Below are 25,799 nucleotides of genomic sequence, written 5' to 3'. Positions count from 1 at the left end.
GGCGGCATGAAGCTCCTGATCCGGCACGGCCGCATCGTCGACCCCGCCACCGGCCGCGACGAGATCGGCGACGTCGCGATCGCCGCCGGCCGCATCGTCGCGATCGGCAAGGTCTCGGGCGACTTCACGCCGGATCGCGGCTTTGACGCGAGCGGGCTGGTGGTCGCGCCGGGGCTGGTCGACCTCGCCGCGCGCCTGCGCGAGCCGGGCCACGAGCACGAGGGCATGCTCGAAAGCGAACTGGCCGCCGCGGCCGCGGGCGGCGTCACCAGCCTCGTGTGCCTGCCCGACACCGATCCGCCGCTCGACGAGCCCGGCCTCGTCGAGATGCTCAAGTTCCGCGCGCGCAAGCTCAGCCGTTGCCGGCTGTTCCCGCTCGGCGCGCTGACGCGCGGGCTCGGCGGCGAGGTGCTGACCGAGATGGCGCAGCTCACGCGCGCCGGCTGCGTCGGCTTCACGCAGGCCGACGCGCCGGTGCGCGACACGCAGGTGCTCGCCCGTGCCCTGCAGTACGCGGCCACCTTCAACTACACCGTCTGGCTGCGGCCGAACGATCCCTGGCTCGGCGGCGGCGTGGCCGCCAGCGGCGCGGTCGCGACGCGGCTCGGCCTCGCGGGCGTGCCGGCGAGCGCCGAGACGATCGCGCTGCACACCCTCTTCGAGTTGATGCGCGCCGGCGGCGGCAAGGATGCCGCGCGCGTCCACCTGTGCCGCCTGAGCAGCGCCGCCGGCGTCGAGCTGCTGCGCGCCGCGAAGGCCGAGGGCCTTCCGGTCACCGCCGACGTCAGCATCAACTCGCTGCACCTGACCGATGTGGACATCGGCTACTTCGACCCGGCGATGCGCCTCGTGCCGCCGCTGCGCCAGGCGCGCGACCGCGACGCGCTGCGCGCCGCGCTGGCCGACGGCACGATCGACGCGCTGGTGTCCGACCACACGCCGGTCGACGCGGACGCGAAGACCTTGCCCTTCGCCGAGGCCGAGCCGGGCGCGACCGGCCTCGAGCTGCTGCTGAGCCTGGCCTTGAAGTGGGGCGACGAGTCGGTGGCGACGCAACCGGCGCTGGGCGGCGAAAGCGGCCTGCTGCGCGCGCTGGCGGTGGTGACGAGCGAGCCGGTGCGGGTGCTCGGCGATGCGCTCGGCTCGTTGTCGTCGAGTGCCGGCCGTCTGATCGAAGGCGGCGTCGCCGACGTCTGCGTGTTCGACCCGGCGGCGCGCTGGTCCTGCACGCCGCTGGCCTTGAAGAGCCAGGGCAAGCACACGCCGTTCGCGTTCGCCACCAGCGGCTGCGAACTGCCGGGGCGCGTGCGCCTGACGGTGGTCGCGGGACACGTCGCGCACGAAGCATGAGGCGGCGCTTGCGCGCCCGGGCTTCGTGAAGCGGCGCCTGAGCGCCCGGGCCTCATGAAGCGGCGCATACGCGCCGCGTGGCGCCTCGCCCGCATCGTCGTGCATGTGCTGCACGGGGTGGCGATCACGCTGTGGAGCTTTCGCGGCATGGACCGCGCGCAGCGGCAGGCGAAGGTGCGCTGGTGGGCCGGCAAGATGCTGCGCGTTTCGGGCGTGGCTTTCGAGCGGCACGGCGAGCCGGCGCGAGGCGGCTGCCTGCTGATCGCGAACCACGTCTCCTGGCTCGACATCGTCGCGGTGCATGCCGTCTGTCCGCAGGCGCGGTTCGTGTCGAAGGCGGACGTGAAGCGGTGGCCGGTGCTGAATCGCCTGGTCGACGCGGCCGGCACGGTCTACCTCGAGCGCGAGAAACGCCGCGATGCGATGCGCGTGGTCCACCACATCGGCGAAGCGCTGCAGGCCGGCGACCTGGTCGCCGTGTTCCCCGAAGGCACGACCGGCACCGGCCGAGAACTGCTGCCCTTCCATGCGAACCTGCTGCAGGCCGCGATCGCCACCGCGGCGCCGGTGCAGCCGCTCGCGCTGCGCTACGGCGACGCGCAGGCCGCGATCAGCGACGCGGTCGTGTACGTCGGCGACACGAGCCTGCTCGAAAGCCTCTGGCTCGTGGCCTGCGCCGACGGCCTGCGGGTCAGCCTGCGTTTCCTGGAGCCGCAGGCGTCCGCGGGCGAGGATCGCCGCGCGCTGGGCGAGCGCTTGCGGCAGTCGATCGGGCAGGCGCTCGACGCGCGGCGCTGAACCGCGCCTTCAGCCGCGCGCGCCGGCGAGCGGGCCGGGTTCCAGGCCGAGAAACCGCCCGTAGCGGAACCCGACCCAGGCGTGCTCGCGCATCAGCATCTCGACGCGCGCGGCCTCGCGGCGGTCGAGCGCGTCGAACACCAGCTGGTGCTGCAGCTGCGCGATGCGCAGCTTTTCGTATTCGGCATGCAGCGCGCGCGGATCGAGCGTGATCGAGCTCGCCGACGCGAAGGGCAGGTGGTCGTTGCGCGCGATCGCGTCGCCGATCACGCGGCTCGCGGCCGAGGCGACGATCGTGTCGTGGAAGCGCTCGTTCAGGCGCGCCCAGCGGTCCACGTCGTCTTCGACGAGATGCCGCTTCGCGAGCAGCGCCGCCCCGTCGGCCAGGCATTCGAGCAGCGCGGCGCGCTCGCCCGCGCCCAGGCCGCGCTGCGCGAGATCGCGCGCGGCCAGGCCCTCGAGCGCGCCGCGCACTTCGATCGCGGCGCGCACGTCGGTTTCCGAGAAGCGCCGCACCAGGTAGCCGCGCTTGCCGGCCGGCGTCAACAGGCCTTCTTGCGCCAGCGAGCGGAACGCCAGCCGCACCGGGGTGCGCGAGACGCCCAGCGACTCGGCGATCGGCAGCTCCGCCACCCGCTCGCCGGCCGGCAGCCGCCCGTCGATGATCCATTGGCGCAGCGTCGCGACGACAGTCGCCGCCGGCGCTGTCGCAGCGAGAACGGGATCCATTGAAGTACTCATCGTTTGCATTCTTGCCGATGCAAAGCCAAAATTGGATCCAATTGAAGCCGAAGAGGGTGCATCTGATGTTTCCCAAGAACGCCTGGTACGTGGCCTGCACACCCGACGAAATCGCGACCCGCCCGCTCGGCCGCACCGTCTGCAACGAGCGCCTCGTCGTCTTCCGTGGCCCCGAAGGCAAGGTCGCGGCACTGGAGGACTGGTGCCCGCATCGCGGCGCGCCGCTGTCGCTCGGCGCGGTGGTCGATGGCAAGCTGGTGTGCGGCTACCACGGGCTGGAGATGGGCTGCGACGGCAAGACGGTCGCGATGCCCGGCCAGCGCGTGCGCGGCTTCGCGCCCTTGAGGAGCTATCCGGCGGTCGAGCGCCACGGCTACGTCTGGGTCTGGCCCGGCGACGCGGCGCAGGCCGATGCCGCGAAGCTGCCCCATCTGCCGTGGGCCGACGACCCGGCCTGGACCTTCGGCGGCGGCATGTTCCACGTGCGCTGCGACTACCGGCTGATGATCGACAACCTGATGGACCTGACGCACGAGAAATACGTGCACGCCACCAGCATCGGCCAGCCGGAGCTCGACGAGATCGTGCCGCAGTCGGCGGTGGAGGGCGACACGGTGGTCACGCGCCGCGAGATCCCAGGCGTGAAGGCGCCGCCGTTCTGGGCCGCGGCGATGCGCGGGAACGGGCTCGACGACAGCGCCACCGTCGATCGCTGGCAGCGCTGCCGCTTCGTGCCGCCGGCCAACGTGCTGATCGACGTCGGCGTCGCGCTGGCCGGGCAGGGCGGCTTCGATGCGCCGGCGGCGGTCAAGACCTCGGGGATCGTCGTCGACCTGATCACGCCGGAAACCGAAACCTCGATCTGGTACTTCTGGGGGCTCGCGCGCAACTTCAAGCCGGAAGACGCGGCGCTCACCGCGCAGATCCGCGAGGCCCAGTCCAAGGTGTTCCAGGAGGACCTGGAGATGCTCGAGTCGCAGCAGCGCAACCATTCGGCGCAACCCGAGCGCGCGCTGCTGTCGCTCAACACCGACTACGGCGGCGTGCAGGCGCGCAAGGTGGTGCAGCGGCTGGTCGAGCAGGAGCGGGCCGCGCGATGAGCGCCGGCTCGCTCGATGTCCGCGTCGCGCGCAAGTCGGTCGAGGCCGAGGGCATCTGCAGCTTCGAGCTGGTGAGCGTTGATGGCGCGCCGCTGCCGTCGTTCTCCGCCGGCTCGCACGTCGACGTGCGCACGCCCGGCGGCGCCACGCGCCAGTACTCGCTGTGCAACGACCCGCGCGAGACCCACCGCTACCTGATCGCGGTGCTGCGCGACGCGGCCTCGCGCGGCGGCTCGCTCGCCATGCACGAGCAACTGCGCGAGGGCGACCGGCTCGCGATCAGCACCCCGAAGAACCACTTCGCGCTCGACCCCGCGGCGCGCAGTCACCTGCTGCTGGCCGGAGGCATCGGCATCACGCCGCTGCTGTGCATGGCCGAGCGGCTGGCGAACGTCGGCGCGGAGTTCGCACTGCACTACGCGGCGCGATCGCGGGCGCGGATGGCCTTCGTCGAGCGCATCGAGCGCTCGGCCTATGCGGCCCGCGTGCAGCTGCACTTCGACGACGGCCCCGCGGTGCAGCGGCTCGATCTCGCAAAGCTGCTGGCCGGCCGCGCCGAAGGACGCCACCTCTACGTCTGCGGCCCGAAAGGCTTCATGGACGCGGTGCTCGGCGGCGCGCGCGCGGCCGGCTGGCCCGAGGCGCAACTGCACTACGAGTTCTTCTCGGCCGAGCCGCAGGCCGCGCGCGGCGGCGATGCGGGATTCGAGGTGCAGCTCGCGAGCTCGGGCCGCATCGTCACCGTGCCGGCCGACAAGACGGTGGTACGGGCGCTCGCCGATGCGGGCGTGACGGTCGCGACCTCATGCGAGCAGGGCGTGTGCGGCACCTGCCTGACCCGCGTGATCGAGGGCCGGCCGGATCACCGCGACCTCTACCTCACGCCGGAGGAACAGGCGGCCGGCGACCAGTTCCTGCCGTGCTGCTCGCGCGCCGAGTCGGCGCGGCTGGTGCTCGATCTCTGAGCGTCAGTTCTCGGTCTGCTCGGCCGACACCGACGCCGCCAGCGCCGCCGCGTCGGCCCCGCCGAGGTAGTGCTTCGAGATCGGCTTCAGGTTCGCGTCGAGCTCGTAGACCAGCGGCATGCCGTTGGGGATGTTGACGCCGACGATGTCGGCATCCGAGATGCCGTTGAGATGCTTGACCAGCGCGCGGATGCTGTTGCCGTGCGCGACGATGCAAAGCCGCTGGCCCTGCGCGATCGCCGGCGCCAGCGTGCTGTACCAAAGCGGCAGCACGCGCGCGACGGTGTCCTTCAGGCATTCGGTCAGCGGCACCTGCGCGGCCGCGAGCTTCGCGTAGCGCGGGTCGTCGCGCTCGGTGACGCGGCGCGCGTCGTCGGCTTCCAGCGCCGGCGGCGGCACGTCGTAGCTGCGGCGCCAGAGCATCACCTGCTCGTCGCCGAACTGCTTCGCGGTCTCGGCCTTGTTCAAGCCTTGCAGCGCGCCGTAGTGGCGCTCGTTGAGCCGCCAGTCCTTGACCACCGGAAGCCAGGTGCGCTGCATGCCTTCCATGCAGTGCCAGGCGGTCCAGATCGCGCGCTTGAGCACCGAGGTGTGGACCGTGTCGAACTCGATGCCCGCTTCCTTCAACAGCTGCCCCGCGCGCTGCGCCTGCGCGACGCCGGTGGCCGTCAGCTCCACGTCGGTCCAGCCGGTGAAGCGGTTCTCGAGGTTCCAGGTCGATTCGCCGTGGCGGATCAGCACGAGTCGGGTCATGGGTGCGCGCACACGTCGGATGAAGGGAGGCGGATTCTAGAATTCGGCGCTTCGTGCCCTGCCACGCCCACCCCGCGCTTGCCCTTCCTCCGGGCGCTTTCCGGCGATGAACCTCGTGAAGTTCCTGCTCGACCAATGGCACCTCGTGCTGACCGCGCTCGTCTCGGGCGGCCTGCTCGCCTGGCCCGCGCTGCGCGGCGCACGCGGCGGCTCTCAGCGCATCTCGACCGCCGAAGCGGTGCAGCTCATCAACCGCGAGAAGGCGGTGCTGATCGACATCAGCGAACCCGCCGAGTACGCGAGCGGCCATGCGGTCAATTCCCGCAACGTGCCGTTCGGAAGCCTCTCGACCGGCCACAAGGCGCTGCCCTCGAACAAGGCGCTGCCGCTGCTGGTGCTCTGCCCCACCGGCGCGCGTGCGCAGCGGGCCGTCGGCGTGCTGAAGAAGCTCGGCTACGAGCGCTCGATGGTCGTCGGCGGCGGCCTGGCGGCCTGGCGCGAGGCTCAGTTGCCGGTCGAGAAATCCGCCGCTTGACGTGGCGCGGCGTTTCGACCCGCCGTGGCGCAGGGTCGTGACATCCGCATGACACTGCGGGCCTCGCGATACCGAGTCAAGCCGATGTCTCCCGTGAAGATGTACACGACGCAGGTCTGCCCGTTCTGCCTGCGTGCGAAGGCGCTGCTCAAGCAGCGCGGCGTCGAAGCCATCGAAGAGATCCGCGTCGATCTCGATCCGGCGCAGCGCCAGACGATGGTCGAGGCGACCGGCCGCCGCACGGTGCCGCAGATCTTCATCGGCGCCACCCACGTCGGCGGCTGCGACGACCTGATCGCGCTCGATCAGCGCGGCGCGCTGATGCCGCTGCTCAACGGCGCCTGAAGCCCGCCGCCGCATACCCGCCACGACATAATCGCGGCCCCTCGGCGCGGCACCGGCACCGCCGGCCGCGCCCCACCCGCTTCGCACCACGGCCGCCTTCGGCCGCGCGCGGCTCCACCGCCCACGAGCTTCACCATGGCCGAGCAAGACACCACCCCCGTGTTCCAGATCCAGCGCGTCTACCTGAAGGACGCTTCGCTCGAGCAGCCGAACTCGCCGCAAATCCTGATGGAGCAGCAGCAGCCGCAAGTCGAGATCAATCTCGGCGTCGGTGCCGAGGGCATCGCCGAAGGCATGTACGAGGTGAGCGTCACCGCGACGGTCACCACCAAGATCGGCGACAAGACGCTGTTCCTCGTCGAGGCGAAGCAGGCCGGCATCTTCGAGATCCGCAACCTGCCCGACGACCAGCTGCCGCCGGTGATCGGCATCGCCTGCCCGCAGATCGTCTACCCCTACCTGCGCGCGACCGTCGCCGACATCATCACGCGCGCCGGCTTCCCTCCGGTGCACCTGGCCGAGGTCAACTTCCAGGCGATGTACGAAGCGCAGCAGCAGGCGCAGGGCGCGGCGACCAACGGCAACGGCAACGGCCACGGCGGCTCGCCGATCATCACCACCGCCTGATCCGTTCGACGCGAACGGCGCGAGCCCGGCCATGCGCATCGCGGTCCTCGGCGCCGGCGCCTGGGGCACCGCGCTCGCGGCCTCGATCGCCGCACGGCACGAGCTGCTGCTGTGGGCGCGCGATGCGGCGCAGGCCGAAGCGATCGGCCGCGAGCGCCGCAACGCGCGCTACCTGCCGGGCATCGAACTGCCGGCCTCGATCGCCTGCACGGCCGACCTCGACGCGGCACTGGCCCATGCGCGCGACGGCGGCGACGACGGCCTGATCGTCATCGCCACGCCGATGTCCGGCCTGCGCGAGATGCTCGGCCGCGCGGCGGGCCACGGCGGCGGCCTGTGGTGGCTGTGCAAGGGCTTCGAGGCGCAGACCGGCCTGCTCGGCCACGAGATCGCGCGCGAGGTCGCCGCGCACTTCCGCGTGGGCGTGTTGTCGGGCCCGAGCTTCGCGCTCGAGGTCGCGCGCGCGCAGCCGACCGCGCTGGTCGCGGCGAGCGCCGACGAGGCGCTGCGCGAGCAGGCCGTCGCCGCCTTCCACGGCGATGCGCTGCGGCTCTACACCTCGGCCGATCCGGTCGGCGTCGAAGTCGGCGGTGCGGTGAAGAACGTGATCGCGATCGCCACCGGCATCGCCGACGGCCTGCGGCTCGGCCTCAACGCCCGCGCCGCGCTCGTCACGCGCGGTTTGGCCGAAATGACGCGCCTGGGCCTCGCGCTCGGCGCGCGCGCCGACACCTTCATGGGCCTGAGCGGGCTCGGCGATCTGGTGTTGACCGCCACCGGCGACTTGTCGCGCAATCGGCAGGTCGGCCTGCAGCTCGCACAGGGGCGGTCGCTGGCCGAGGTGCTCGCGTCGCTGGGCCACGTCGCCGAAGGCGTCTACAGCGCCGCCACCGTGCTCGCGCGCGCGCAGGCGCTGGGCGTCGAGATGCCGCTCACCGCCGCCGTCTGCGCGGTGCTCGACGCTCGGCTGACGCCGGCCGCGGCGGTGCAGCGCCTGATGCAGCGCGAAGCGAAGCCCGAAGCCTCGCGCAGCTGAGGCCGGCGGCGCCTCAGGTCCGCCACACGCGTGGCGCGCTCGCGCTCATCCGCCACGCGGCCTCGCGCCACGCCGACCACACCGCCCGCGCGTGCTGCATCAGCGGCTCCACGCGCGCCGCCAGCGCCCGCGCCACGACCACGTGCGGATTCGGCGCGGTGGTGCCCGCTGGCGCGTCGGGCGGCAACGCGGTGCGCGCGGCCTCCAGCAGCCGCTCGCGCCGGGCATCGTCGATCGCGCGGCCGCTCGCGAACCACAGCGTCGCGAGCACCGCGTGGCCGCCCCAGCCGAGCGGGCTCGCGAGCCGGCGCCGCGTCGCCGCGGCCTGGGGCGCGTCGAAGTCGACCAGGCTGCGTTCGAGCCAGGCTTCGTCCACTTCGATGCGCTGCTCGAAACGGCCGCGCTCGAACGCCAGGCCGGATGCCGGAAGACCCAGCGCGAGGAGGTCCCAGCCGATCATCTCGGCGCCTTCGGCCAGCGCGAAGCGCAGCCGGTTGTGCGCGCGGGCGCCGTCGTGCACCAGCGTCTCGAGCGGCAGCCATTCGAGCCGGGCGCCGTCGGCGACTCGGGCGTCGAGCGTCTGCGAAGCCACCGCGCCGTCGCTGCGGTAGAAGCGCGTCGCGCCCGGCGTGGTGACGAGCGCGTGGCTGCCCGGCGCGAGGCGCAACGAGAGCTCGAGCTCGTCGCCACCGGCGATGCCGCCCGGCGGGTGCACGAGCACCTGGTGGCAGACCCGCGGGCCTTCCGGGTAGAGACTGCGCAGCACGCGCAGCGGGCCAGCATGACGCGCGCGTCCGATCGTGGTGCGATCGGCGTCGTCGGCGCGCGGAGTCGCTTCGAGGCGGTGGTCGAGCTCGAGCCTGCCGTGCCAGCCCATGCGTCAGCGCCCCCGTGAGCGGCGACGCGACCGAGCGGTCGTGCGCGACGGTGCGCGTTCCAGCGGAAGCATGCCGGCGACGGCTCAGGCGAGCAGGTCGTGGAGCGTGCGCGCGACGACCTTGGTCGCGCGGCGCAGGTCCTCCAGCACGATGTGCTCGTCGGCGCGCTTCGCGTTGCTCTCGAGCACGGTGCGCGGCCCGGCGCCGTAGATGACGGCCGGCACGCCGCGCTCGCAGTACAGCCGCACGTCGGTGTACAGCGGCGTGCCGGTGGTGGGAACCGGCTCGCCGAACACGGCCTCGGCATGCTTACCAAGCGCCTCGACCAGCGGCGCCTGGCCCGGCAGCGGCTTCAGCGCCTCGCACCTCAGCAGGCGGCGGACGTCGACCGTGATGCCGGGCAACGCGGCCGCGGCCTCGGCGATCACGCGGCGCACTTCGGCCTCGACCGCGGCCGAATCCTCCTCGGGAATCATCCGGCGGTCGAGCTTGAAGACGACTTTGCCCGGCACGACGTTGGTGTTGGTGCCGCCGGCGATCAGCCCGACGTTCAGGTAGGGATGCGTGATGCCCGGCACCTTCGAGTGCACGCTCTTGTAGACCGCGTTCTGCGCATACAGCGCGTTCAGGATCGCCACCGCCGCCTGCAGCGCATCGACGCCGGTGTGCGGGATCGCGGCGTGGCTCATCCGGCCGTGCACCGTCACCTCGAGCTGCAGGCATCCGTTGTGCGCGGTGACGATCTGGTAGCTGAAGCCGGCGGCCAGCGCCAGGTCGGGCCGGGTCAGGCCCTGGTCGAGCAGGCGCTTCGGGCCGAGCTCGCCGCCGAACTCCTCGTCGTAGGTGAAGTGCAGCTCGACGCTGCCTTTGAGCGGCGCGCCGAGCGATTCGAGCGCCCGCACCGCGAAGGCGTAGGTGGTGAAGTCGCACTTGCTGACCGCGGCCGCGCGGCCGTAGAGCCTGCCGTCGTCGACCTCGCCGCCGTAGGGATCGCGGCTCCAGCCTTCGCCGGGCGGCACGACGTCGCCGTGGGCGTTCAGCGCGATCGTCCTTCCGCCGTCGCCGTACTTGCGCCGCACGATGAGGTTGGTGATCGAGGTCAGGCCGCAGGCCTTCACCTCGTCGGCCGGCACCGGGTGCTTTTCCGCCACGAAGCCGAAGGCCGCGAACAGCTCGGCGGTGCGCTCGGCATGCGGCGCGTTGTCGCCGGGCGGCGAATCGGTCGGCACCCGCACCAGCTCCTGAAGCAGCTTGACCTGCTCGTCGAAGTGCGCGTCGATCCAGGCGTCGAGGTGGTGGTGGGGTGTGGTCATGTGGGGCTCCTGCGGCCTGCGGCCGGTTTTCCCGAGGGGGCGTTCGCGCTCGGGGGACTTTCACCGCTCATCGCTTCCTCGGCGAGCTGGTCGAGCAGGTGCATGAAGGCGACGACCGCGAGCTGCATGTCGTCGGCGGTCGTCGATTCGAGCGGGTTGTGGCTGATGCCGGCGTTTTCGCCGCGCACGAAGAGCATCGCCTGCGGCATCGCCTGGTGCAGCTTCATCGCGTCGTGGCCGGCGCCGCTGGGCAGGCGGTGCACCGGCAGGCCGGTCGAGGCGACCGCGCGCTCCCAGCGCCGCTGCCACGCGGGATCGCTCGGGGCGGCGTCGGCACGCATCGTCTCTTCGATCGTGAAGCCGACGCCACGCCGCCCGCAGATCGCGGCGAGCTCGGCCAGCACGTCGCGCACGCAGGCGTCGCGCGCTTCGTTCGTCGTCGCCCGCAGGTCCAGGCTGAAGCTGCAGCGGCCCGGCACGACGTTGATCGAGCCGCTCGGCACGTTCAGCACGCCGACGGTGGCGACCACGTCGGGTTGCGCCGCCGCGCGCCGCTCGGCGAACAGCAGCAGCTCGGCGACCGCCGCCGCCGCGTCGCGTCGGTGGCCCATCGGCGTCGTGCCGGCGTGGCTCGCGACGCCGATCACCTCGCCCAGGTAGCGCACGCTGCCGTTGATCGAGGTGACGACGCCGAGCGGGAGGTCCAGCTCGCTCAACACCGGCCCCTGCTCGATGTGCACCTCGACGAAGCCGAGGTAGCGCGTGGCATCGCGCCGGCAGGCGGCGATCGCTTCGAGCATGGCCGGCAGGCCGGCGGGATCCGGTGAGGCGCCCGGCAGGCCGGCGGGGTCCGGTGAAGCGCCCGGCAGGCCGGCGGGGTCCGGTGAAGCGCCCGGCAAGCCGGCCGCGTGCATCGCCGCGCGCATCGACACGCCGTCCGCATCGCGCTGCTCGAGCCAGGCCGGATCGAAGTGGCCGGTGAGTGCGCTGGAGCCGAGGAAGGTGGCCTTGTAGCGCTGGCCTTCCTCCTCGGCGAAGCCGACGACCTCGATCCCGAACGGCAGCCGGCGTCCGGCGCGTCGCAGCTCGCGCACGCCGACCATCGGCACCAGGATGCCCAGCCGGCCGTCGTGCTTGCCGGCGTTGCGCACCGTGTCGTAGTGCGAGCCGGTCAGCAGCCGCGGCGCATGCGCATCGGTGCCGCGGTAGACGCCGACGACGTTGCCGACGGCATCGAGGCTCACCTCGTCGAAGCCGCACTCGCGCATCCACGCCTGCAACTGCGCGGCGCACGCGCGGTGGGCGCCGCTGAGGTAGGTGACGGTGAGCTCGCCTCTCGCGGCCCAGGCCGGCTCGCTGTGCGCGGCCAGCTGCTCGGCCCAGTCCCACACCGCGTTGCCGAGCGCGGGCTCGAAGCCGAAGCTGTCGTTCAGGCGGATCTGCGCGATGCGATCGATCTGGCGCAGACATTCGGCGAACTCGACGTCCGGGTGGCCGAGCAGGCGCCGTTCGAGCGTCGCGATGATCTGCGTGCGAGGCAGCCCCAGGCCGCGCGCCCCGCGCACCGCCATCACGAAGGGCCAGCCGAAGCGCTCGCGGTAGGCCGCGTTGAGCCGCTGCACCTGCGCGAACTCCTCCGGCGTGCATCGGTTCAAGCCGGCGCGTGCCTGCTCGCCGGTCGACTCGGCCGTGAGCGTGCCCGCGACGGCGGCCTTGCCGGCGAGCTCGGGGTGCGCGCGGATCAAGGCGAGCTGCGCTTCGCGCGGCGCCTTGCGCACCTCGCGCGCCAGCGCGTGCTCGAACTGCGCGAGCGAGGCGAACGGCCGTTGCGCCAGTGCGCGTTCGACGACCCAGGGCGAGTGCTCGTAGAGCCCGTCGAGCGCCGCCAGCGCGTCGGCGGCCGGCGCGTCGTTGAGCCAGGCGAGCGTTCGCGGCGGCGTCGCGCTCATGCCGCGGGCGCCCAGGGATGCTCGGCCTGCCAGTGGCGCGCGATGTCGATGCGCCGGCACACCCAGGCCCGCTCGTGCGCCTGCACATGGTCGAGGAAGCGTTGCAGCGCACCGATGCGTCCGGGCCGGCCGAGCAGCCGGCAGTGCATGCCGACGGACATCATCTTCGGGCGGTCGAGCCCGTGCGGGTCGCCCTCGGCGTAGAGCGCATCGAAGCTGTCGCGCAGGTAGGTGAAGAAGTGCTCGCCGGTGTTGAACCCCTGGGCCTGCACGAAGCGCATGTCGTTGGTGTCGAGCGAGTAGGGCACCACGAGGTGCGGCACCGTGCGGCCGTCGGTCCGCGCGACCGGCATCCAGAACGGCAGGTCGTCGCCGTAGTAGTCGCTGTCGTACTCGTAGCCGCCGTGGTCGACGACGAGCCGGCGCGTGTTCGGGCTGTCGCGGCCGGTGTACCAGCCGAGCGGCCAGGCGCCGCCGGTCAGCTCGCGCAGCAGCTGCGTCGCGAGCTCGACGTGGCTGCGCTCGGTCGCTTCGGGCAGCTGCTGGTAGTGGATCCAGCGCAGCCCGTGGTTCGCGATCTCGTCGCCGCGCTCGACGAAGCAGGCGACCAGCTCCGGATAGCGCTGCAGCGCCATGCCGACGCCGAACACCGTGAGCGGCAGGCCGCGCCGATCGAACTCGCGCAGGATGCGCCAGACGCCCGCGCGCGAGCCGTACTCGTACATCGACTCCATCGTCATGTGCCGGCTTTCGTAGGCCTGCGCGGTGATCAGTTCGGAGAGGAAGGTCTCCGAGGCCGCGTCGCCGTGCAGCGGGCTGTTCTCGCCGCCTTCCTCGTAGTTGAGGACGAACTGCACCGCAATGCGGGCGCCGTTCGGCCAGCGCGCATGCGGCGGCTGGCGGCCGTGGCCGCGCAGGTCGCGGGGATAGGGCGGGGCGGCCGTGTCGATCGAGCGGTCGTGGAGCTTCGGGTCGCGAGGGTTCATGGCGCGGGCTTCGTCGAGGTCGCCGGTGAGCAGTTTGCGTACCAGCTTTCTACACTGCGCCGCTCGACGGCAAGCCCGCGCTTGCCACCACGGCCCGACACCCACCACCCGATTCCCGATGGGCAAGCTCACCACGCATGTGCTCGACACGATGAACGGCAGACCCGCCGCCGGCATGGCGGTAGGCCTGTGGCGGCTGCCCGACGCGCCCGCCGGCGTCGCCGCCCACAGGCTTGCCGAGCTGCGCCTCAATGCCGACGGCCGTGCCGACGCGCCGCTGCTCGAAGGCGCGGCGATGCAGCCGGGCCGCTACCGCCTGGTGTTCGCGGTCGCGGCCTACTTCCGGTCGATCGGCGTGGCCCTGCCCGAGCCGGCCTTCCTCGAGGACGTGCCGCTCGACTTCGGGCTGGCCGACCCCGATGCCCACTACCACGTGCCGCTGCTCGCGAGCCCCTGGGCCTATTCCACCTACCGCGGCAGCTGAGGACCGGTGGTGCACCTCTTGCATGCGGCGCGCTGAAGAACGATGGACACCTACCTGCTCGACTGGGCCAACCTGCTGCTGCGCTGGCTCCACGTGGTCACGGCGATCGCCTGGATTGGCGCGTCGCTGCATTTCGTGCGGCTCGACAACAGCCTCTACAAGCCCACCGATCCGCGGCTTCGCGAACGCGGCGTCGACGGCGAAGCCTGGGCCGTGCACGGCGGCGGCTTCTACCACTCGAACAAGTACCTGGTCGCGCCGCCCGGCCTGCCCGAGAAGCTGCATTGGTCGTACTGGGAAAGCTATTCGACCTGGCTCTCGGGCTTCGCGCTGCTGGTGCTGCTGTACTTCTTCAACGCCTCGTCCTTCCTGGTCGACAAGACGGTGTTCGACTGGTCGCCCGGCGCCGCGGTCGCGGGCGCGCTGGTCTACCTGGCGACGGGCTGGATCGTCTACGACGCGATCTGCCGGCTCTTCGGCCGCGACGCGCACGGCGCGGTCGGCGGCGACGCGAAGGTCGGCCTGGGGGTGCTGATCTACGTCGGCGTCGCCGCCTGGGTCGCCTGCCAGTTCTTCGCGGGCCGCGCGGCCTTCCTGCTCACCGGCGCGATGCTCGCCACGGTGATGAGCGCGAACGTCGCGATGGTCATCATCCCCGGCCAGCGCAAGGTGGTCGCGGCGCTGCGCGCCGGCCTGCCGGTTGATCCCGCCCTGGGCGCGCGCGGCAAGCAGCGCAGCCTGCACAACACCTACTTCACGATGCCGGTGGTCGTGACGATGCTCAGCAACCACTACGGCATGCTGACCAGCGGGCGCCACAACTGGATCGTGCTGATCCTGCTGATGCTCGCGGCGGCGCTGATCCGGCTGTTCTTCGTGCTGCGCCACAAGGCGCCGGCGCGCTGGGAGATCCCGGCGGCGGCCGTCGCGCTGCTGGCGGTGATCGGCGTGCTGATCGCGCCCGAGCGCGCGCCCGCGGTGCCGGCGGCGCAGGCCGCTGCCGCGCCGCGCTTCGCCGAGGTGCAGGCGGTGGTCGAGCGGCATTGCGTGGTCTGCCACAACGCGCAGCTCGCGAACAAGAACGTCGCGCTGCACACGCCGGCGCTGATCGCCGGCCACGGGCAGACGGTCTACCAGCAGGTGGTGGTGACGCGGCAGATGCCGCTGAACAACGCGACGCGGATCAGCGAGGCCGAGCGCGAGCTTGTCAAGCGCTGGTACGAGGCCGGGGCGCCGGGTCCGTGAGCCTGCGGGTCGGCGCATCGGCCGGGCTGCCGTCGCCGAAGCGCCGTAGTACCTTCTCGGCGAACCCCACGACCAGGAGACACCGATGGCTTCCACGATCGAGTTCAAGCGCCCCGACGGGCAGAGCGTGCCGGGCTACTTCGCCGAGCCGGCGCAGGCGCGGGGCGCACCGGCCGTCGTCGTGATCCAGGAGTGGTGGGGGCTCAACGACCAGATCCGCGGCGTCGCCGACCGGCTCGCGCAGGCCGGCTACGCGGCGCTGGTGCCCGACCTCTACCGCGGCAAGTCCACCGTCGAGGCCGAGGAGGCGCATCACCTGATGGACGGGCTGGACTTCGGCGACGCGGCTTCGCAGGACATCCGTGGCGCGGTGCAGCACCTGAAGGCGCAAGGCCATGCGAAGGTCGGCGTCACCGGCTTCTGCATGGGCGGCGCGCTCACGCTGCTGGCGCTGACGCAGGCGCCCGAAGCCGATGCGGGCGTCGTCTGGTACGGCTACCCGCCGCTCGAATACGTCGATGCCGCGAAGATCAAAGCGCCGTTGATGGGCCACTGGGCGACGCAGGACGCCGTCTTCGACATCGCCACGGTCGACGCGCTCGAGGCCCGGCTGAACGATGCACGTGTGGGCTTCGAGTTCCACCGCTATCTCGCGCAGCACGGCTTCGCGAACGAGACGGCCGTCGGCCCCGGCCGCATCGCGGTCACGCAGTACGACGCCGCCTGGGCCCAGCTGGCCTGGGACCGCACGCTGCGATTCTTCGGGCGCCACCTGGGCTGACGCGGCCGCGCCTTCGGCGCCGCCAGGCGCCTCGCCCTGCCGCGGCTCAGGCGCCGCCGCCGGTGGCCTGCAGCAGCTGCGCGACCACCGCGATCGCGATCGCCTCCGGCGCCTTGCCGGCGATGCCGCTCACGCCGATCGGACACACGAGCCGCTCGATCGCGGCGCGCGGCAGGCCGCGCGCCTCCAGGCGATGCTCGAAGCGCGCGCGCTTGGTGGCCGAGCCGATCAGCCCGCACCAGCGAAAGTCGCCGCGCTTGAGGATCGCTTCGGCGATGCGCAGGTCGAGCGCATGCTCGTGGGTCAGCACCAGATGGCAGGCGCCGGGCGGCGCGTGCGCGACTTCCGCCTCGGCCGCATCGACGCAGAGCGGCTCGATGTGCGGCGGCAGGCCCTCGACGGCGAGACGGGCGAACTCGGCCTCGCGCTCGTCGATCCAGCGCACGCGGCAGTCGAGGCCGGCCAGCAGCGCGACGATCGCGCGCCCGACGTGGCCGGCGCCGTGGAGCTCGAGATGGAAATCCGGCGCGGCCTTGGGCCAGGCCGCGAGCGCGGCGGCGTCGAGCGGCGCGTAGACCAGCCGCACGTCGCCGCCGCAGCACTGGCCGAGCGACGGCCCGAGCGCGAGCCGCTGCTCGTGCGGCGCTTCGTCGCCGCGCGTGCTGCGCCGCCCCAGCCGGGCCCGCGCCTCGGCGATCGCCTGCCATTCGAGGTGGCCGCCGCCGATCGTGCCGAGCACCGCGTCGGCGGCGACGAGCATCCGCGTGCCGGCCTCGCGCGGCACCGAGCCGCGGGTCGCCGCGACCTCGACGACCACCGCGGGCCGTGCCGCGGCAAGCCAGCGCCGCGCCTCGGCGCGCAGCGCGCCGGCGTTCATGCGCCGGCTCCGTCGCGCACGAAGTCGATGGCGTCGAGCACCGCTTCGGGCGTCGCGGGCGCGCGCAGCGACGGATCGACGCGATGGCCGCCGGCCGCCGAGACCGCGTCGCGGATCGCGAGGAACACCGAGAACGCCAGCAGCAACGGCGGCTCGCCGACCGCCTTGCTGCGGTGGATGCTGTCGGCGAGGTTCTCGTTCGCGTAGAGCCGCGTCGTGAAGACGGCCGGGCAGTCGTTCGCGGTCGGGATCTTGTAGGTGCTCGGCGCGTGGGTGGTCAGCCGCCCGGCGCGCTCGGAGCCGTCGGCGGGGTGCCAGACCAGTTCCTCCATCGTCAGCCAGCCCATGCCCTGGATGAACGCGCCCTCGATCTGGCCGATGTCGAGCGCCGGGTTCAGCGATCGGCCGGCGTCGTGCAGCAGGTCGGCGCGCAGCAGTCGGTGTTCGCCGGTCAGCGTGTCGACGACCACCTCGCTGACCGCCGCGCCGTAGGCGAAGTAGTGGAAGGGGCGGCCCTGGAGCTTGTCGCGGTCCCAGTGCAGGCCGGGTGTCGCGTAGAAGCCGTCGCTCCAGAGCTGCACGCGGTCGGTGTAGGCCTCGGCGACCAGCGTGTCGAAGCCCAGCGTGCGCCCGGCGACCTCGACCTTGCCGTCCTCGAAGCGCACCGCCTCGGGCGTGCCGCCGTGGCGCTGCACGGCGCAGGCGGCGAGGCGGTCGCGGATGCGGCGCGCGGCGTCCTGCGCGGCCTTGCCGTTGAGGTCGCTGCCGGTCGAGGCGGCCGTCGCCGAGGTGTTGGCCACCTTGTGCGTGTCGGCGGCGCTGACGCGCACCCGCTCGAAGGGAACGCCGAGCTCGTGCGCGACGACCTGCGCCACCTTGGTGTTCAGGCCCTGGCCCATCTCGGTGCCGCCGTGGTTCACCAGCACCGAGCCGTCGGTGTAGACGTGCACCAGCGCGCCGGCCTGGTTGAAGTGCCGCACGTTGAACGAGATGCCGAACTTCACCGGCGTGAGCGCAAGGCCCTTCTTGAGCACCGGGCTGCCCGCGTTGAAGGCAGCGATCGCCGCGCGGCGGGCGCGGTAGTCGCTGGTGGCTTCGAGCTCGTCGACCAGCGCGGCGATGACGTTGTCGTCGATCGTCTGCCCGTACGGCGTGACGCGGTTCGAGCCCGTTCCGTAGAAGTTGGCGCGCCGCACGTCGAGCGCGTCCTTGCCGAGCCGCCGCGCGATCGAGTCGAGGATTACCTCGATCGCGATCGCGCCCTGCGGCCCGCCGAAGCCGCGGAACGCGGTGTTGCTCTGCGTGTTGGTGCGCGCGCTGTGGCCGTGCATCGCCACTTCGGGCAGCCAGTAGGCGTTGTCGAAGTGGCACAGCGCACGGGTCATCACCGGCCCGGACAGGTCGGCGCTCCAGCCGGCGTTCGAGACCATCGTGATCTCGGCGGCGAGCACGCGGCCGGCGTCGTCGAAGCCGACCTCCCATTGGTGATCGAAGGCGTGGCGGCGGCCGGTGATCAGGAAGTCGTCGTCGCGGTCGACGCGCAGCTTCACCGGCCGCGCCAGCCTGGCCGCGGCGATCGAGGCGACGCAGGCGAACACCGCCGACTGCGATTCCTTGCCGCCGAAGCCGCCGCCCATGCGCCGGCACTGCACCTGCACCTGGTGGCTGTGCCAGCCCAGCGCATGCGCGATCGCGTGCTGCATCTCGCTCGGGTGCTGCGTCGAGCTGTGCACGACGAGGCCGTGGTTCTCGGCCGGGCAGGCGTAGGCGATCTGGCCTTCCAGATAGAACTGTTCCTGGCCGCCGACCTTGAAGCTGCCCTGCCATCGCCGGGGTGCGGCGGCGAGCGCGTCGCGCACCGCGCCGGGCCGCGACTCGCGCACCAGGTGCATCGACGGGATCACGTACTGCTGCTTCGCGTGCGCCTCGAGCGCGCTCACGACCGGCGCGAGCGGCTCGATCGCGAGCACGGCCTTGGCCTGCGCGGCGGCGCGGCGCGCGAGCTCGCGGCTCGTCGCGATCACCGCGAACACCGGCTGGCCGAGGTAGTGGACCGTGCCGGCCGCGAGGATGGGTTCGTCGTGGACGATCGGGCCGCAGTCGTTGGCCGCCGGCACGTCGGCCGCGGTGAGCACCGCGACGACCCCCGGCATCGCCCGGATGCGCTCGACGTCGATGGCCTTCAGCACGCCGTGCGCGACCGGCGAAAGCCCGAGCGCCGCATGCAGGGTGCCGGCAAGCTCGGGGAGGTCGTCGATGTAGGGCGCGGTGCCGGTGACGTGCAAATGCGCCGATTCGTGCGCACGCGCGCGGCCCGCTTCGGTGGCGGGGGTGAACTGCAGCGGTTCGGTGCTCTGGTTCATCGTGCGAGTTGCCGGGGCGCTGCGCCGTCCGGGCCGGGTCGGTGATGCGCGGCAGGCCGCGGGTGGATGCTCATGCGACAGCCCAGATGCTGGTCGCGCCCGGCCCGAGCGCGGCGGCGGGCCGCGTCTCGAGCCACAGCCGCATCAGCAGGTTCTGCGCGGCGCGCATTCGGTAGCTGGCCGAGGCGCGCATGTCGGTCAGCGGGGTGAAGTCGCTCGGCAGCGCGGCCATCGCGGCGCGGGCGGTCGCCTCGGTCCAGGGCCGGCCGACGACCGCGGCCTCGGCCGCGGCGGCGCGCTTGACGATGCCCGCCATGCCGCCGAAGGCGAAGCGCGCGTCGCGCACCGTCTCGCCGTCGAGCGTGACGGCCAGTGCCGCGCAGACCGCGGAGATGTCGCAGTCGAAGCGCTTGCTCAGCTTGTAGGCGCGCACCGCGGTGGCCGGCGCCGGCCGGGGCACGTCGATCGCTTCGACGAACTCGCCGGGCTCGAGGCGGTTCTTCATGTAGTCCACGTAGAACGCGTCGAGCGGGAGGCGGCGCTGGCGCGCGCCCTTGCGCAGCACGAGGCTCGCGCCCAGGGCGATCAACACCGGCGCGCCGTCGCCGATCGGCGAGCCGTTCGCGACGTTGCCGCCCAGCGTGCCGGCATGGCGCACCGGCGGGCCGGCGAAGCGGCGCCAGACCTCGGCGAGCGGCGGGATCGCGTCGGCCAGCGCATGCCAGGCGTCTTCCAGCGGCGCGCCGGCGCCGATGCGCAGCGTGTCGCCCTGCCACTCGATGCGCTTGAGCTCGGCGACGCCGCCCAGGTGGACGATCTCGCCGAGCAGGCGCAGCTGCTTGTTGACCCACAGGCCGATGTCGGTGCCGCCGGCGAGCAGCGTCGCCTCGGGCTTCGCTTCGCGCAGCGCGGCGAGCTCGGCGAGCGTGCGCGGCGCATGGAAGCGCCCGCCGAGCGTCGTGCCGGTGCGCGCTTGCAGGCCGCGCAGCAGCGCGACGATCGGGGCGGTGTCCAGCCGCCGGCGCGGCAGCTCGAACATGCGCTGGCCCGCATCGAGGATGGGCCGGTAGCCGGTGCAGCGGCACAGGTTGCCGGCGAGCTCGTCGGCCAGCTCGGCGCGCGTCGGCCGCGTTCCGGCCTCGCCGTGGCGCTCGTAGCAAAGGCCGAGCGACATCGCGAAGCCCGGCGTGCAGAAGCCGCATTGCGAGCCGTGGGCGTCGACGAGCGCCTGCTGCACCGGATGCAGGCCGCCGCCCGCGATGGGCTGCAGGTCTTCGACGCTCAGCAGCGCCTTGCCGTGCAGCGTGGGCAGGAAGCGGATGCAGGCGTTGACGGTGCGCAAGCTCAGGCCGCCGACGACGCTCGCCCGCGCCGCCGCGCCGACGGGGGGCCCGGCGTGCTCGGCCAGTTCGGCGACGATCACGGTGCAGGCGCCGCAGTCGCCTTCGTTGCAGCCCTCCTTCGTGCCGGTGCAGTGCGCGTCCTCGCGCAACCAGGCAAGCACGCTGCGGGTCGGGTCGGCGGCGTCGACTTCGACGACGGCGCCGCGGTGGACGAAGCGGATCGGTTCAGGGTTCACGGGAGCGAGGGGGCAGCGGCGGAAAGCTGAAAGGTACTCCGCGCGCTTCTAACATCGCCGCATGCAAGGACGATGCCGCTGCTGGCGCGGCACTTGCGTCGCCCCACCGCCATGACGACTTCACGCCTCGCGCTGTTCGGCGACCTGCTGGACTTCACCGCCGACCCGGGCTTCGCGCCGCCGGCCGAGATGCGCGGCGTGCGCTGGCGGCCCGGGCACTGGCTGCTCATCGAGCAAGGCCGCATCGCCGGCGTGCAGGCCGAGGCGCCCGACGCGGGCTGGCAGCGCATCGACCATCGCGGCCGCCTGGTGATGCCGGGCTTCATCGACACCCACGTGCACGGCCCGCAGCTCGACGTCATCGCGAGCCACGGCCTCGCGCTGCTCGACTGGCTGAACACCTACACCTTCCCGGCCGAGCAGCGGCACGCCGATCCGGCGGTGGCCGCGGCCGGCGCGGCCCTGTTCCTCGACGCGCTGCTCGCGCACGGCAGCACCGCGGCGGTGGTGTTCCCGACGGTGCACAAGGTCTCGGCCGAGGCGCTGTTCGCCGCGGCGGGCGAGCGCGGCATGCGGCTCGTCGCCGGCAAGGTGCTGATGGACCGCCACGCCCCCGACGGCCTGCGCGACGACGTGGTGCAGGCCGAGCGCGACTGCCTCGAGCTGATCGCCCGCTGGCACGGCCGGCAGCGCCTGGCCTATGCGGTGACGGTGCGCTTCGCGGCCAGCAGCACGCCGGCGCAGCTGGCGATGGCCGGCCGGCTGTGCCGGGACGACCCGACGCTCTACATGCACACCCACGTCGCCGAGAACCTCGACGAGGTGCGCTGGATCGGCGAGCTGTTCCCCGAGGCGCGCAGCTACCTCGACGTCTACCACCGCCACGGCCTGCTGCACGAACGCGCGGTGCTGGCGCACGGTATCTGGCTCGACGCGGCCGACCGCGCGCTGCTCGCCGACACCGGCGCGCAGATCGCCCACGCGCCGTCGAGCAACCTCTTCCTGGGCAGCGGCCTGTTCGACTGGCAGGCGGCGGTGGCCTGCGGCCACAAGGTCAGCATCGCGAGCGACGTCGGCGGCGGCACCAGCCTTTCGATGCTGCGCACGCTGGCCGATGCCTACAAGGTGCAGGCGCTGCGCGGCGTGCGGCTGGGCGCGTGGAAGGCGCTGCATGCCGCGACGCGCGGCGCTGCCGAGGCGCTCGGGCTCGCGGCCGAGATCGGCCACTTCGACGTCGGCGCGACGGCCGACCTGTGCGTGTGGGACTGGGCGGTCGGGCCGGTGGCGCGGCATCGCGACGCGCTCGCGCTCGGTCGCGCCGACGGCACCGCCCTGCACGAGCGCGTCTTCGCCTGGATGACGCTGGGCGACGAGCGCAACCTGGTCGAGACGCGGGTGGCCGGCGTCGAGCGCTGGAGCGATCCGCAGCGCCCGCCCGAGGGCCGCCGATGAGCCGCGCCGCCTCCCTCGCCGAGCCCGCGCCCGCGCTGCGCCTCGAGCTCGCCGGCATCACCAAGCACTACCCGGCGGTGAAGGCCAACGACGACGTGTCGCTGAAGGTGGCGCCGGGGCAGATCCATGCGGTGCTCGGCGAGAACGGCGCCGGCAAGTCGACGCTGATGAAGGTGATCTTCGGCGCGGTGCGGCCCGATGCCGGCGAGATCCGGTGGAACGGCCGGCCGGTCGCGATCCGCAGCCCGGCCGACGCGCGCGCGCTGGGCATCAGCATGGTCTACCAGCACTTCAGCCTGTTCGACACGCTGAGCGCGGCCGAGAACGTCTGGCTCGGCCTGGGCCGCGCCGGCACGCTCGCCGAGGTCGGCGCGCGCATCGCCCGCGTGTCCGCGAGCTACGGCCTCGAGGTCGATCCGCTGCGGCCGGTGCACGGCCTGTCCGTCGGCGAGCGCCAGCGCATCGAGATCGTGCGTGCGCTGCTGACCGAGCCGCGGCTGCTGATCCTCGACGAGCCCACCTCGGTGCTGACGCCGCAGGCCGTCGAGACGCTGTTCGTCACGCTGCGCCGCCTGGCGAGCGAGGGCTGCTCGATCCTCTACATCAGCCACAAGCTCGACGAGATCCGCACGCTGTGCGAGCGCTGCACCGTGCTGCGCGGCGGCCGGGTCGCCGGCGAGGTCGATCCGCGCGCCGAGACGAACGCCGGCCTGTCGCGCCTGATGATCGGCGCCGAGCCGCCGCGGCTTGCGCGCCGCAAGGCGCAGCCCGGCGAGCTCGCGCTGCGGGTGCGGGGCCTGCGGCTGAGCCAGGCGACGCCCTTCGGCACCGCGCTGCACGACGTGGCCTTCGACCTGCGCGCCGGCGAGATCGTCGGCATCGCCGGCGTCTCCGGCAACGGGCAGCAGGAGCTGATGGCGGCGCTCTCCGGCGAGGACCCGCGCGCGGCACCCGGCGCGCTGACGCTGTTCGGGCGTGACGTCGGCCATGCCGGGCCCGCCGCGCGGCGCGCGCTCGGCCTGCATTTCGTCCCCGAGGAGCGGCTCGGGCGCGGCGCGGTGCCGACGCTGTCGCTCGCGGCGAACACGCTGCTCACCCGCACCGAGCCGGTCGGCCGCGGCGGCTGGCTGCGCACGCGGCAGGTCACCGCGCTCGCCGAGCGCCTGATCGCCGGCTTCAACGTCAAGGCGGGCGGGCCGCGGTCGGCCGCGAAGAGCCTGTCCGGCGGCAACCTGCAGAAGTTCATCGTGGGCCGCGAGATCGACGCGAAGCCGAAGCTGCTCGTCGTCTCGCAGCCGACCTGGGGCGTCGACGTCGGCGCGGCCGCGCAGATCCGCGGCGCGCTGCTGAAGCTGCGCGACGAGGGCTGTGCGCTGCTCGTCGTCAGCGAGGAGCTCGACGAGCTGTTCGAGATCAGCGACCGGCTCGTCGTGATGGCGCGCGGCCGCATGAGCCCGAGCCTCGCGGCCGCCGAGGCGACGCTCGAGACCGTCGGCGCGTGGATGAGCGGGCTGTGGCCGCAGGCGGCCTCGGCATGATTCGCCTCGAAGCGCGCGCCGAGCCGTCGCGGGCGATGGCGATCGCCTCGCCGCTGATCGCGCTGGCGCTCACCGCGCTGCTGGCCGGCGCGCTGTTCGCGCTGCTGGGCAAGGATCCGCTGCAGGGGCTGCGCACCTTCTTCGTCGAGCCGCTGCGCGGCACGCGTGCGGTCGCCGAGGTGCTGCTGAAGGCGACACCGCTGATCCTGTGCGGGCTGGGACTTGCGGTGTGCTACCGGGCGAACGTCTGGAACATCGGCGCCGAAGGGCAGTTCCTGCTGGGCGCGATCGCGGGCGGCGGCGTCGCGTTGTGGCTGCAGGGGCTTGGCGCGACCGGGCCGCGCGGCGTCCACGCACCACTGGTGCTGCTGGCCGGCGCGGCCGGCGGGATGGCGTGGGCCGCCATCGTCGCGGCGCTGCGCGACCGCTGCAACGCCAGCGAGATCCTGGTGAGCCTGATGCTCGTCTACGTGGCGCAGCAGCTGCTGAACTACCTGGTGTTCGTGCCGTGGAAGGATCCGGCCGGCTTCAACTTCCCGCAGACGCCCACCTTCGACGCGACGACCTGGCTGCCGGTGCTGCTGCCGCGGACGCGACTGCACTGGGGCTTCGTGCTGGCGCTGGTGCTGGTGGCGGTGTTCTGGCTCTTTCTGTTCCGCTCGTGGCGCGGCTACCAGCTGCAGGTCGGCGGGCTCGCGCCGGCCGCGGCGCGCTACGCGGGCTTCTCGGCGAGGACCTCGCTGTGGACGGCGCTGCTCGTCTGCGGCGGCATGGCCGGCCTGGCCGGCGCGATGGAAGCAGCCGGGCCGCTGCGGCAGCTGACGCCGCACGTCTCCACCGGCTACGGCTTCACCGCGATCATCGTGTGCTTCGTCGGCCGGCTGCATCCGTTGGGCGTCGCGCTGGCGAGCGTGCTGCTGTCGGTGCTGCTGATCGGCGGCGAGCTGGCGCAGTCGCGGCTCGGCCTGCCGAATGCGCTGACCGGCGTGTTCCAGGGCCTGCTGCTGTTCCTGCTGCTGGCCTGCGACAGCCTGATCACCTACCGGCTCCGGCTCACCGCCTTCGGCGCCGCGCCGCGCGGCCTCGCTAGCCCGCCGCCGACGCTCGACGGCCCCGTGCGCACCGGCAGCCCGATGGGCGCCGGGCGATGAGCAGGGACGCCGCATGAACGAAGCCGCGCTGCTGGTCGCCGCGACGCTGGCCTCGGGCACGCCGCTGGCGATCGCCGGGCTGGGGCTGCTGCTCGGCGAGAAGGCCGGCGTGCTGAACCTCGGCGCCGAAGGGATGCTGCTGGTCGCGGCGATCGCCGGCTTCGCGGTGGCGCTGGCGACCGGCAGCGACGCGCTGGCCTTCGCGGCCGGCGCGGCGGCCGGCGCGGCGATGGCCGCGCTGTTCGCGCTGCTGGTGATCGGCCTGAACACCAACCCCTATGCGACCGGGCTGGCGCTGAGCCTCTTCGGCGCCGGCTTCTCGGCCTTCGTCGGCGTGGGCTTCGTCGGCAAGAAGCTGGCCGATCGAGCGGCCTTCGAGGTGCCGGGCCTCGCCGAGCTGCCCTTCGTCGGGGCCGCGCTGTTCCGCCAGCACCCGGTGGTCTATCTCGCGATCGCCCTGTGCGCGGCACTCGCCTGGTTCCTGTACCGCAGCCGTGCCGGGCTGGTGCTGCGGGCGGTCGGCGAATCGCCGGAATCGGCGCACGCCCTCGGCTACCCGGTGCGCGCGATCCGCTGCGCGGCGGTGATCGCCGGCGGCGCGCTGTGCGGCGTCGCGGGCGCGTTCCTGTCGGTGGTGTACGCGCCGCTGTGGGTCGAAGGGCTGGTCGCCGGGCGCGGCTGGATCGCGCTGGCGCTCACCACGTTCGCGACCTGGCGACCGGCACGTGTGTTGCTTGGTGCCTACCTGTTCGGCGGCGTGACGATGCTGCAGTTCGCGTTGCAGGCCGCGGGCGTCGCGGTGCCGAGCCAGTGGCTTTCGATGCTGCCCTACCTCGCCACCATCGTCGTGCTCGCGCTGATCTCGCGCAACCCGCTCTGGATCCGCATCAACATGCCGGCGTCGCTCGGCAAGCCGTTCCACCCGGGGTCGTGACGCGGTCGCGCCCCCGACC

The 25,799-nt window shown here is 72.9% G+C and carries 24 protein-coding genes; 15 read left to right on the top strand and 9 right to left on the bottom strand.

Going from position 1 to position 25,799, the window contains the following annotated elements; genetic code table 11:
* The first annotated feature begins 6 nt into the window (after positions 1-6).
* Complete coding sequence (locus VFR90_RS16365) at positions 7-1,350, top strand: dihydroorotase (protein ID WP_326407228.1); 1,344 nt, start codon at positions 7-9, stop codon at positions 1,348-1,350.
* Positions 1,351-1,404: 54 nt separating this feature from the next.
* Positions 1,405-2,148, top strand: coding sequence for a lysophospholipid acyltransferase family protein (locus tag VFR90_RS16360; protein ID WP_326407227.1), 744 nt, complete (start codon positions 1,405-1,407; stop codon positions 2,146-2,148).
* Between the two features lie 9 nt (positions 2,149-2,157).
* Here the strand turns inward: VFR90_RS16360 and VFR90_RS16355 are convergent, their stop codons facing one another.
* Positions 2,158-2,889 (bottom strand): GntR family transcriptional regulator, encoded by a 732-nt coding sequence (locus VFR90_RS16355; RefSeq protein WP_326407226.1) that lies wholly within the window; start codon positions 2,887-2,889, stop codon positions 2,158-2,160.
* 65 nt (positions 2,890-2,954) lie between these two features.
* Here VFR90_RS16355 and VFR90_RS16350 point away from each other — a divergent pair, with 65 nt between their 5' ends.
* A complete protein-coding gene (locus VFR90_RS16350; protein ID WP_326407225.1) occupies positions 2,955-3,989 on the top strand; it encodes a Rieske 2Fe-2S domain-containing protein in 1,035 nt (344 codons plus the stop codon).
* Positions 3,986-4,954 (top strand): PDR/VanB family oxidoreductase, encoded by a 969-nt coding sequence (locus tag VFR90_RS16345; protein ID WP_326407224.1) that lies wholly within the window; start codon positions 3,986-3,988, stop codon positions 4,952-4,954. The genes VFR90_RS16350 and VFR90_RS16345 overlap by 4 nt, the downstream gene beginning before the upstream one ends.
* A gap of 3 nt (positions 4,955-4,957) precedes the next feature.
* On the opposite strand, the gene gpmA is transcribed toward VFR90_RS16345, so the two are convergent.
* A complete protein-coding gene (gene gpmA, locus VFR90_RS16340; RefSeq protein ID WP_326407223.1) occupies positions 4,958-5,707 on the bottom strand; it encodes a 2,3-diphosphoglycerate-dependent phosphoglycerate mutase in 750 nt (249 codons plus the stop codon).
* A 115-nt stretch (positions 5,708-5,822) separates the two neighbouring features.
* Here gpmA and VFR90_RS16335 point away from each other — a divergent pair, with 115 nt between their 5' ends.
* The 4 genes from VFR90_RS16335 (at position 5,823) to VFR90_RS16320 (ending at position 8,250) form a co-directional block, all read left to right on the top strand.
* Positions 5,823-6,242: a rhodanese-like domain-containing protein gene (locus VFR90_RS16335; protein WP_326407244.1), complete on the top strand. Its 420-nt coding sequence runs from the start codon at positions 5,823-5,825 to the stop codon at positions 6,240-6,242.
* Between the two features lie 84 nt (positions 6,243-6,326).
* Positions 6,327-6,587 carry a glutaredoxin 3 gene (gene grxC, locus VFR90_RS16330; RefSeq protein ID WP_326407222.1) on the top strand — a complete coding sequence of 87 codons (261 nt, stop codon included), beginning with the start codon at positions 6,327-6,329 and terminating at the stop codon, positions 6,585-6,587.
* Between the two features lie 135 nt (positions 6,588-6,722).
* Positions 6,723-7,214 (top strand): protein-export chaperone SecB, encoded by a 492-nt coding sequence (gene secB / locus VFR90_RS16325; protein WP_326407221.1) that lies wholly within the window; start codon positions 6,723-6,725, stop codon positions 7,212-7,214.
* A gap of 31 nt (positions 7,215-7,245) precedes the next feature.
* Entirely contained in the window at positions 7,246-8,250 is a 1,005-nt protein-coding gene (locus tag VFR90_RS16320; RefSeq protein WP_326407220.1) for an NAD(P)H-dependent glycerol-3-phosphate dehydrogenase, read from the top strand.
* 13 nt (positions 8,251-8,263) lie between these two features.
* Here the strand turns inward: VFR90_RS16320 and VFR90_RS16315 are convergent, their stop codons facing one another.
* From VFR90_RS16315 to puuE, 4 genes are all read right to left on the bottom strand, one after another.
* Positions 8,264-9,127: an urease accessory protein UreD gene (locus VFR90_RS16315; protein ID WP_326407219.1), complete on the bottom strand. Its 864-nt coding sequence runs from the start codon at positions 9,125-9,127 to the stop codon at positions 8,264-8,266.
* A gap of 84 nt (positions 9,128-9,211) precedes the next feature.
* Complete coding sequence (locus tag VFR90_RS16310; protein ID WP_326407218.1) at positions 9,212-10,441, bottom strand: M20 family metallopeptidase; 1,230 nt, start codon at positions 10,439-10,441, stop codon at positions 9,212-9,214.
* Positions 10,438-12,390: a 2-oxo-4-hydroxy-4-carboxy-5-ureidoimidazoline decarboxylase gene (gene uraD, locus VFR90_RS16305; protein WP_326407217.1), complete on the bottom strand. Its 1,953-nt coding sequence runs from the start codon at positions 12,388-12,390 to the stop codon at positions 10,438-10,440. The genes VFR90_RS16310 and uraD overlap by 4 nt, the downstream gene beginning before the upstream one ends.
* Positions 12,387-13,376: an allantoinase PuuE gene (puuE, locus tag VFR90_RS16300; RefSeq protein WP_326407216.1), complete on the bottom strand. Its 990-nt coding sequence runs from the start codon at positions 13,374-13,376 to the stop codon at positions 12,387-12,389. The genes uraD and puuE overlap by 4 nt, the downstream gene beginning before the upstream one ends.
* Before the next feature lie 118 nt (positions 13,377-13,494).
* Here puuE and uraH point away from each other — a divergent pair, with 118 nt between their 5' ends.
* The 3 genes from uraH to VFR90_RS16285 all read left to right on the top strand — a co-directional run bounded on the left by uraH (position 13,495) and on the right by VFR90_RS16285 (position 15,886).
* The gene (gene uraH, locus VFR90_RS16295) at positions 13,495-13,860 is read left to right on the top strand and encodes a hydroxyisourate hydrolase (protein WP_326407215.1); all 366 of its coding nucleotides are present in this window, start codon (positions 13,495-13,497) and stop codon (positions 13,858-13,860) included.
* 42 nt (positions 13,861-13,902) lie between these two features.
* Positions 13,903-15,105 carry a urate hydroxylase PuuD gene (locus tag VFR90_RS16290; RefSeq protein WP_326407214.1) on the top strand — a complete coding sequence of 401 codons (1,203 nt, stop codon included), beginning with the start codon at positions 13,903-13,905 and terminating at the stop codon, positions 15,103-15,105.
* Positions 15,106-15,190: 85 nt separating this feature from the next.
* Complete coding sequence (locus tag VFR90_RS16285; RefSeq protein WP_326407213.1) at positions 15,191-15,886, top strand: dienelactone hydrolase family protein; 696 nt, start codon at positions 15,191-15,193, stop codon at positions 15,884-15,886.
* A 46-nt stretch (positions 15,887-15,932) separates the two neighbouring features.
* Here the strand turns inward: VFR90_RS16285 and xdhC are convergent, their stop codons facing one another.
* The 3 genes from xdhC to xdhA form a co-directional block, all read right to left on the bottom strand.
* Positions 15,933-16,763, bottom strand: a complete 831-nt coding sequence (gene xdhC / locus VFR90_RS16280; RefSeq protein WP_326407212.1) for a xanthine dehydrogenase accessory protein XdhC — start codon at positions 16,761-16,763, stop codon at positions 15,933-15,935.
* Positions 16,760-19,126 (bottom strand): xanthine dehydrogenase molybdopterin binding subunit, encoded by a 2,367-nt coding sequence (xdhB, locus tag VFR90_RS16275; RefSeq protein ID WP_326407211.1) that lies wholly within the window; start codon positions 19,124-19,126, stop codon positions 16,760-16,762. The genes xdhC and xdhB overlap by 4 nt, the downstream gene beginning before the upstream one ends.
* 70 nt (positions 19,127-19,196) lie before the next feature.
* Positions 19,197-20,705, bottom strand: a complete 1,509-nt coding sequence (xdhA, locus tag VFR90_RS16270) for a xanthine dehydrogenase small subunit (RefSeq protein ID WP_326407210.1) — start codon at positions 20,703-20,705, stop codon at positions 19,197-19,199.
* 111 nt (positions 20,706-20,816) lie between these two features.
* Here xdhA and guaD point away from each other — a divergent pair, with 111 nt between their 5' ends.
* From guaD to VFR90_RS16250, 4 genes are read left to right on the top strand one after another with little or no spacing between them, the layout of a single operon-like run.
* The gene (gene guaD, locus VFR90_RS16265) at positions 20,817-22,157 is read left to right on the top strand and encodes a guanine deaminase (protein WP_326407209.1); all 1,341 of its coding nucleotides are present in this window, start codon (positions 20,817-20,819) and stop codon (positions 22,155-22,157) included.
* Positions 22,154-23,695 (top strand): ABC transporter ATP-binding protein, encoded by a 1,542-nt coding sequence (locus VFR90_RS16260; protein WP_326407208.1) that lies wholly within the window; start codon positions 22,154-22,156, stop codon positions 23,693-23,695. Before guaD ends, VFR90_RS16260 begins: the two co-directional genes overlap by 4 nt.
* A complete protein-coding gene (locus VFR90_RS16255) occupies positions 23,692-24,846 on the top strand; it encodes an ABC transporter permease (protein WP_326407207.1) in 1,155 nt (384 codons plus the stop codon). The genes VFR90_RS16260 and VFR90_RS16255 overlap by 4 nt, the downstream gene beginning before the upstream one ends.
* A 13-nt stretch (positions 24,847-24,859) precedes the next feature.
* Positions 24,860-25,780, top strand: a complete 921-nt coding sequence (locus VFR90_RS16250) for an ABC transporter permease (protein WP_326407206.1) — start codon at positions 24,860-24,862, stop codon at positions 25,778-25,780.
* The last annotated feature ends 19 nt before the right edge of the window (positions 25,781-25,799 follow it).

The organism is Methylibium sp., from assembly GCF_035762065.1.
In the GTDB taxonomy this organism is placed as follows: Bacteria; Pseudomonadota; Gammaproteobacteria; order Burkholderiales; family Burkholderiaceae_C; genus Methylibium.
The sequence above is the reverse complement of the archived record's forward strand: the minus strand, read 5'-3'. Positions and strand labels throughout refer to the sequence as shown.

Bases quoted from the DNA above. Each gene is read 5' to 3' on its own strand.
- VFR90_RS16365 (WP_326407228.1), top strand. From the start codon at position 7: ATGAAGCTCCTGATCCGGCACGGCCGCATCGTCGACCCCGCCACCGGC.
- VFR90_RS16360 (WP_326407227.1), top strand. From the start codon at position 1,405: ATGAAGCGGCGCATACGCGCCGCGTGGCGCCTCGCCCGCATCGTCGTG.
- VFR90_RS16355 (WP_326407226.1), bottom strand. From the start codon at position 2,889: ATGAGTACTTCAATGGATCCCGTTCTCGCTGCGACAGCGCCGGCGGCG.
- VFR90_RS16350 (WP_326407225.1), top strand. From the start codon at position 2,955: ATGTTTCCCAAGAACGCCTGGTACGTGGCCTGCACACCCGACGAAATC.
- VFR90_RS16345 (WP_326407224.1), top strand. From the start codon at position 3,986: ATGAGCGCCGGCTCGCTCGATGTCCGCGTCGCGCGCAAGTCGGTCGAG.
- gpmA (WP_326407223.1), bottom strand. From the start codon at position 5,707: ATGACCCGACTCGTGCTGATCCGCCACGGCGAATCGACCTGGAACCTC.
- grxC (WP_326407222.1), top strand. From the start codon at position 6,327: ATGTCTCCCGTGAAGATGTACACGACGCAGGTCTGCCCGTTCTGCCTG.
- secB (WP_326407221.1), top strand. From the start codon at position 6,723: ATGGCCGAGCAAGACACCACCCCCGTGTTCCAGATCCAGCGCGTCTAC.
- VFR90_RS16320 (WP_326407220.1), top strand. From the start codon at position 7,246: ATGCGCATCGCGGTCCTCGGCGCCGGCGCCTGGGGCACCGCGCTCGCG.
- VFR90_RS16315 (WP_326407219.1), bottom strand. From the start codon at position 9,127: ATGGGCTGGCACGGCAGGCTCGAGCTCGACCACCGCCTCGAAGCGACT.
- VFR90_RS16310 (WP_326407218.1), bottom strand. From the start codon at position 10,441: ATGACCACACCCCACCACCACCTCGACGCCTGGATCGACGCGCACTTC.
- uraD (WP_326407217.1), bottom strand. From the start codon at position 12,390: ATGAGCGCGACGCCGCCGCGAACGCTCGCCTGGCTCAACGACGCGCCG.
- puuE (WP_326407216.1), bottom strand. From the start codon at position 13,376: ATGAACCCTCGCGACCCGAAGCTCCACGACCGCTCGATCGACACGGCC.
- uraH (WP_326407215.1), top strand. From the start codon at position 13,495: ATGGGCAAGCTCACCACGCATGTGCTCGACACGATGAACGGCAGACCC.
- VFR90_RS16290 (WP_326407214.1), top strand. From the start codon at position 13,903: ATGGACACCTACCTGCTCGACTGGGCCAACCTGCTGCTGCGCTGGCTC.
- VFR90_RS16285 (WP_326407213.1), top strand. From the start codon at position 15,191: ATGGCTTCCACGATCGAGTTCAAGCGCCCCGACGGGCAGAGCGTGCCG.
- xdhC (WP_326407212.1), bottom strand. From the start codon at position 16,763: ATGAACGCCGGCGCGCTGCGCGCCGAGGCGCGGCGCTGGCTTGCCGCG.
- xdhB (WP_326407211.1), bottom strand. From the start codon at position 19,126: ATGAACCAGAGCACCGAACCGCTGCAGTTCACCCCCGCCACCGAAGCG.
- guaD (WP_326407209.1), top strand. From the start codon at position 20,817: ATGACGACTTCACGCCTCGCGCTGTTCGGCGACCTGCTGGACTTCACC.
- VFR90_RS16260 (WP_326407208.1), top strand. From the start codon at position 22,154: ATGAGCCGCGCCGCCTCCCTCGCCGAGCCCGCGCCCGCGCTGCGCCTC.
- VFR90_RS16255 (WP_326407207.1), top strand. From the start codon at position 23,692: ATGATTCGCCTCGAAGCGCGCGCCGAGCCGTCGCGGGCGATGGCGATC.
- VFR90_RS16250 (WP_326407206.1), top strand. From the start codon at position 24,860: ATGAACGAAGCCGCGCTGCTGGTCGCCGCGACGCTGGCCTCGGGCACG.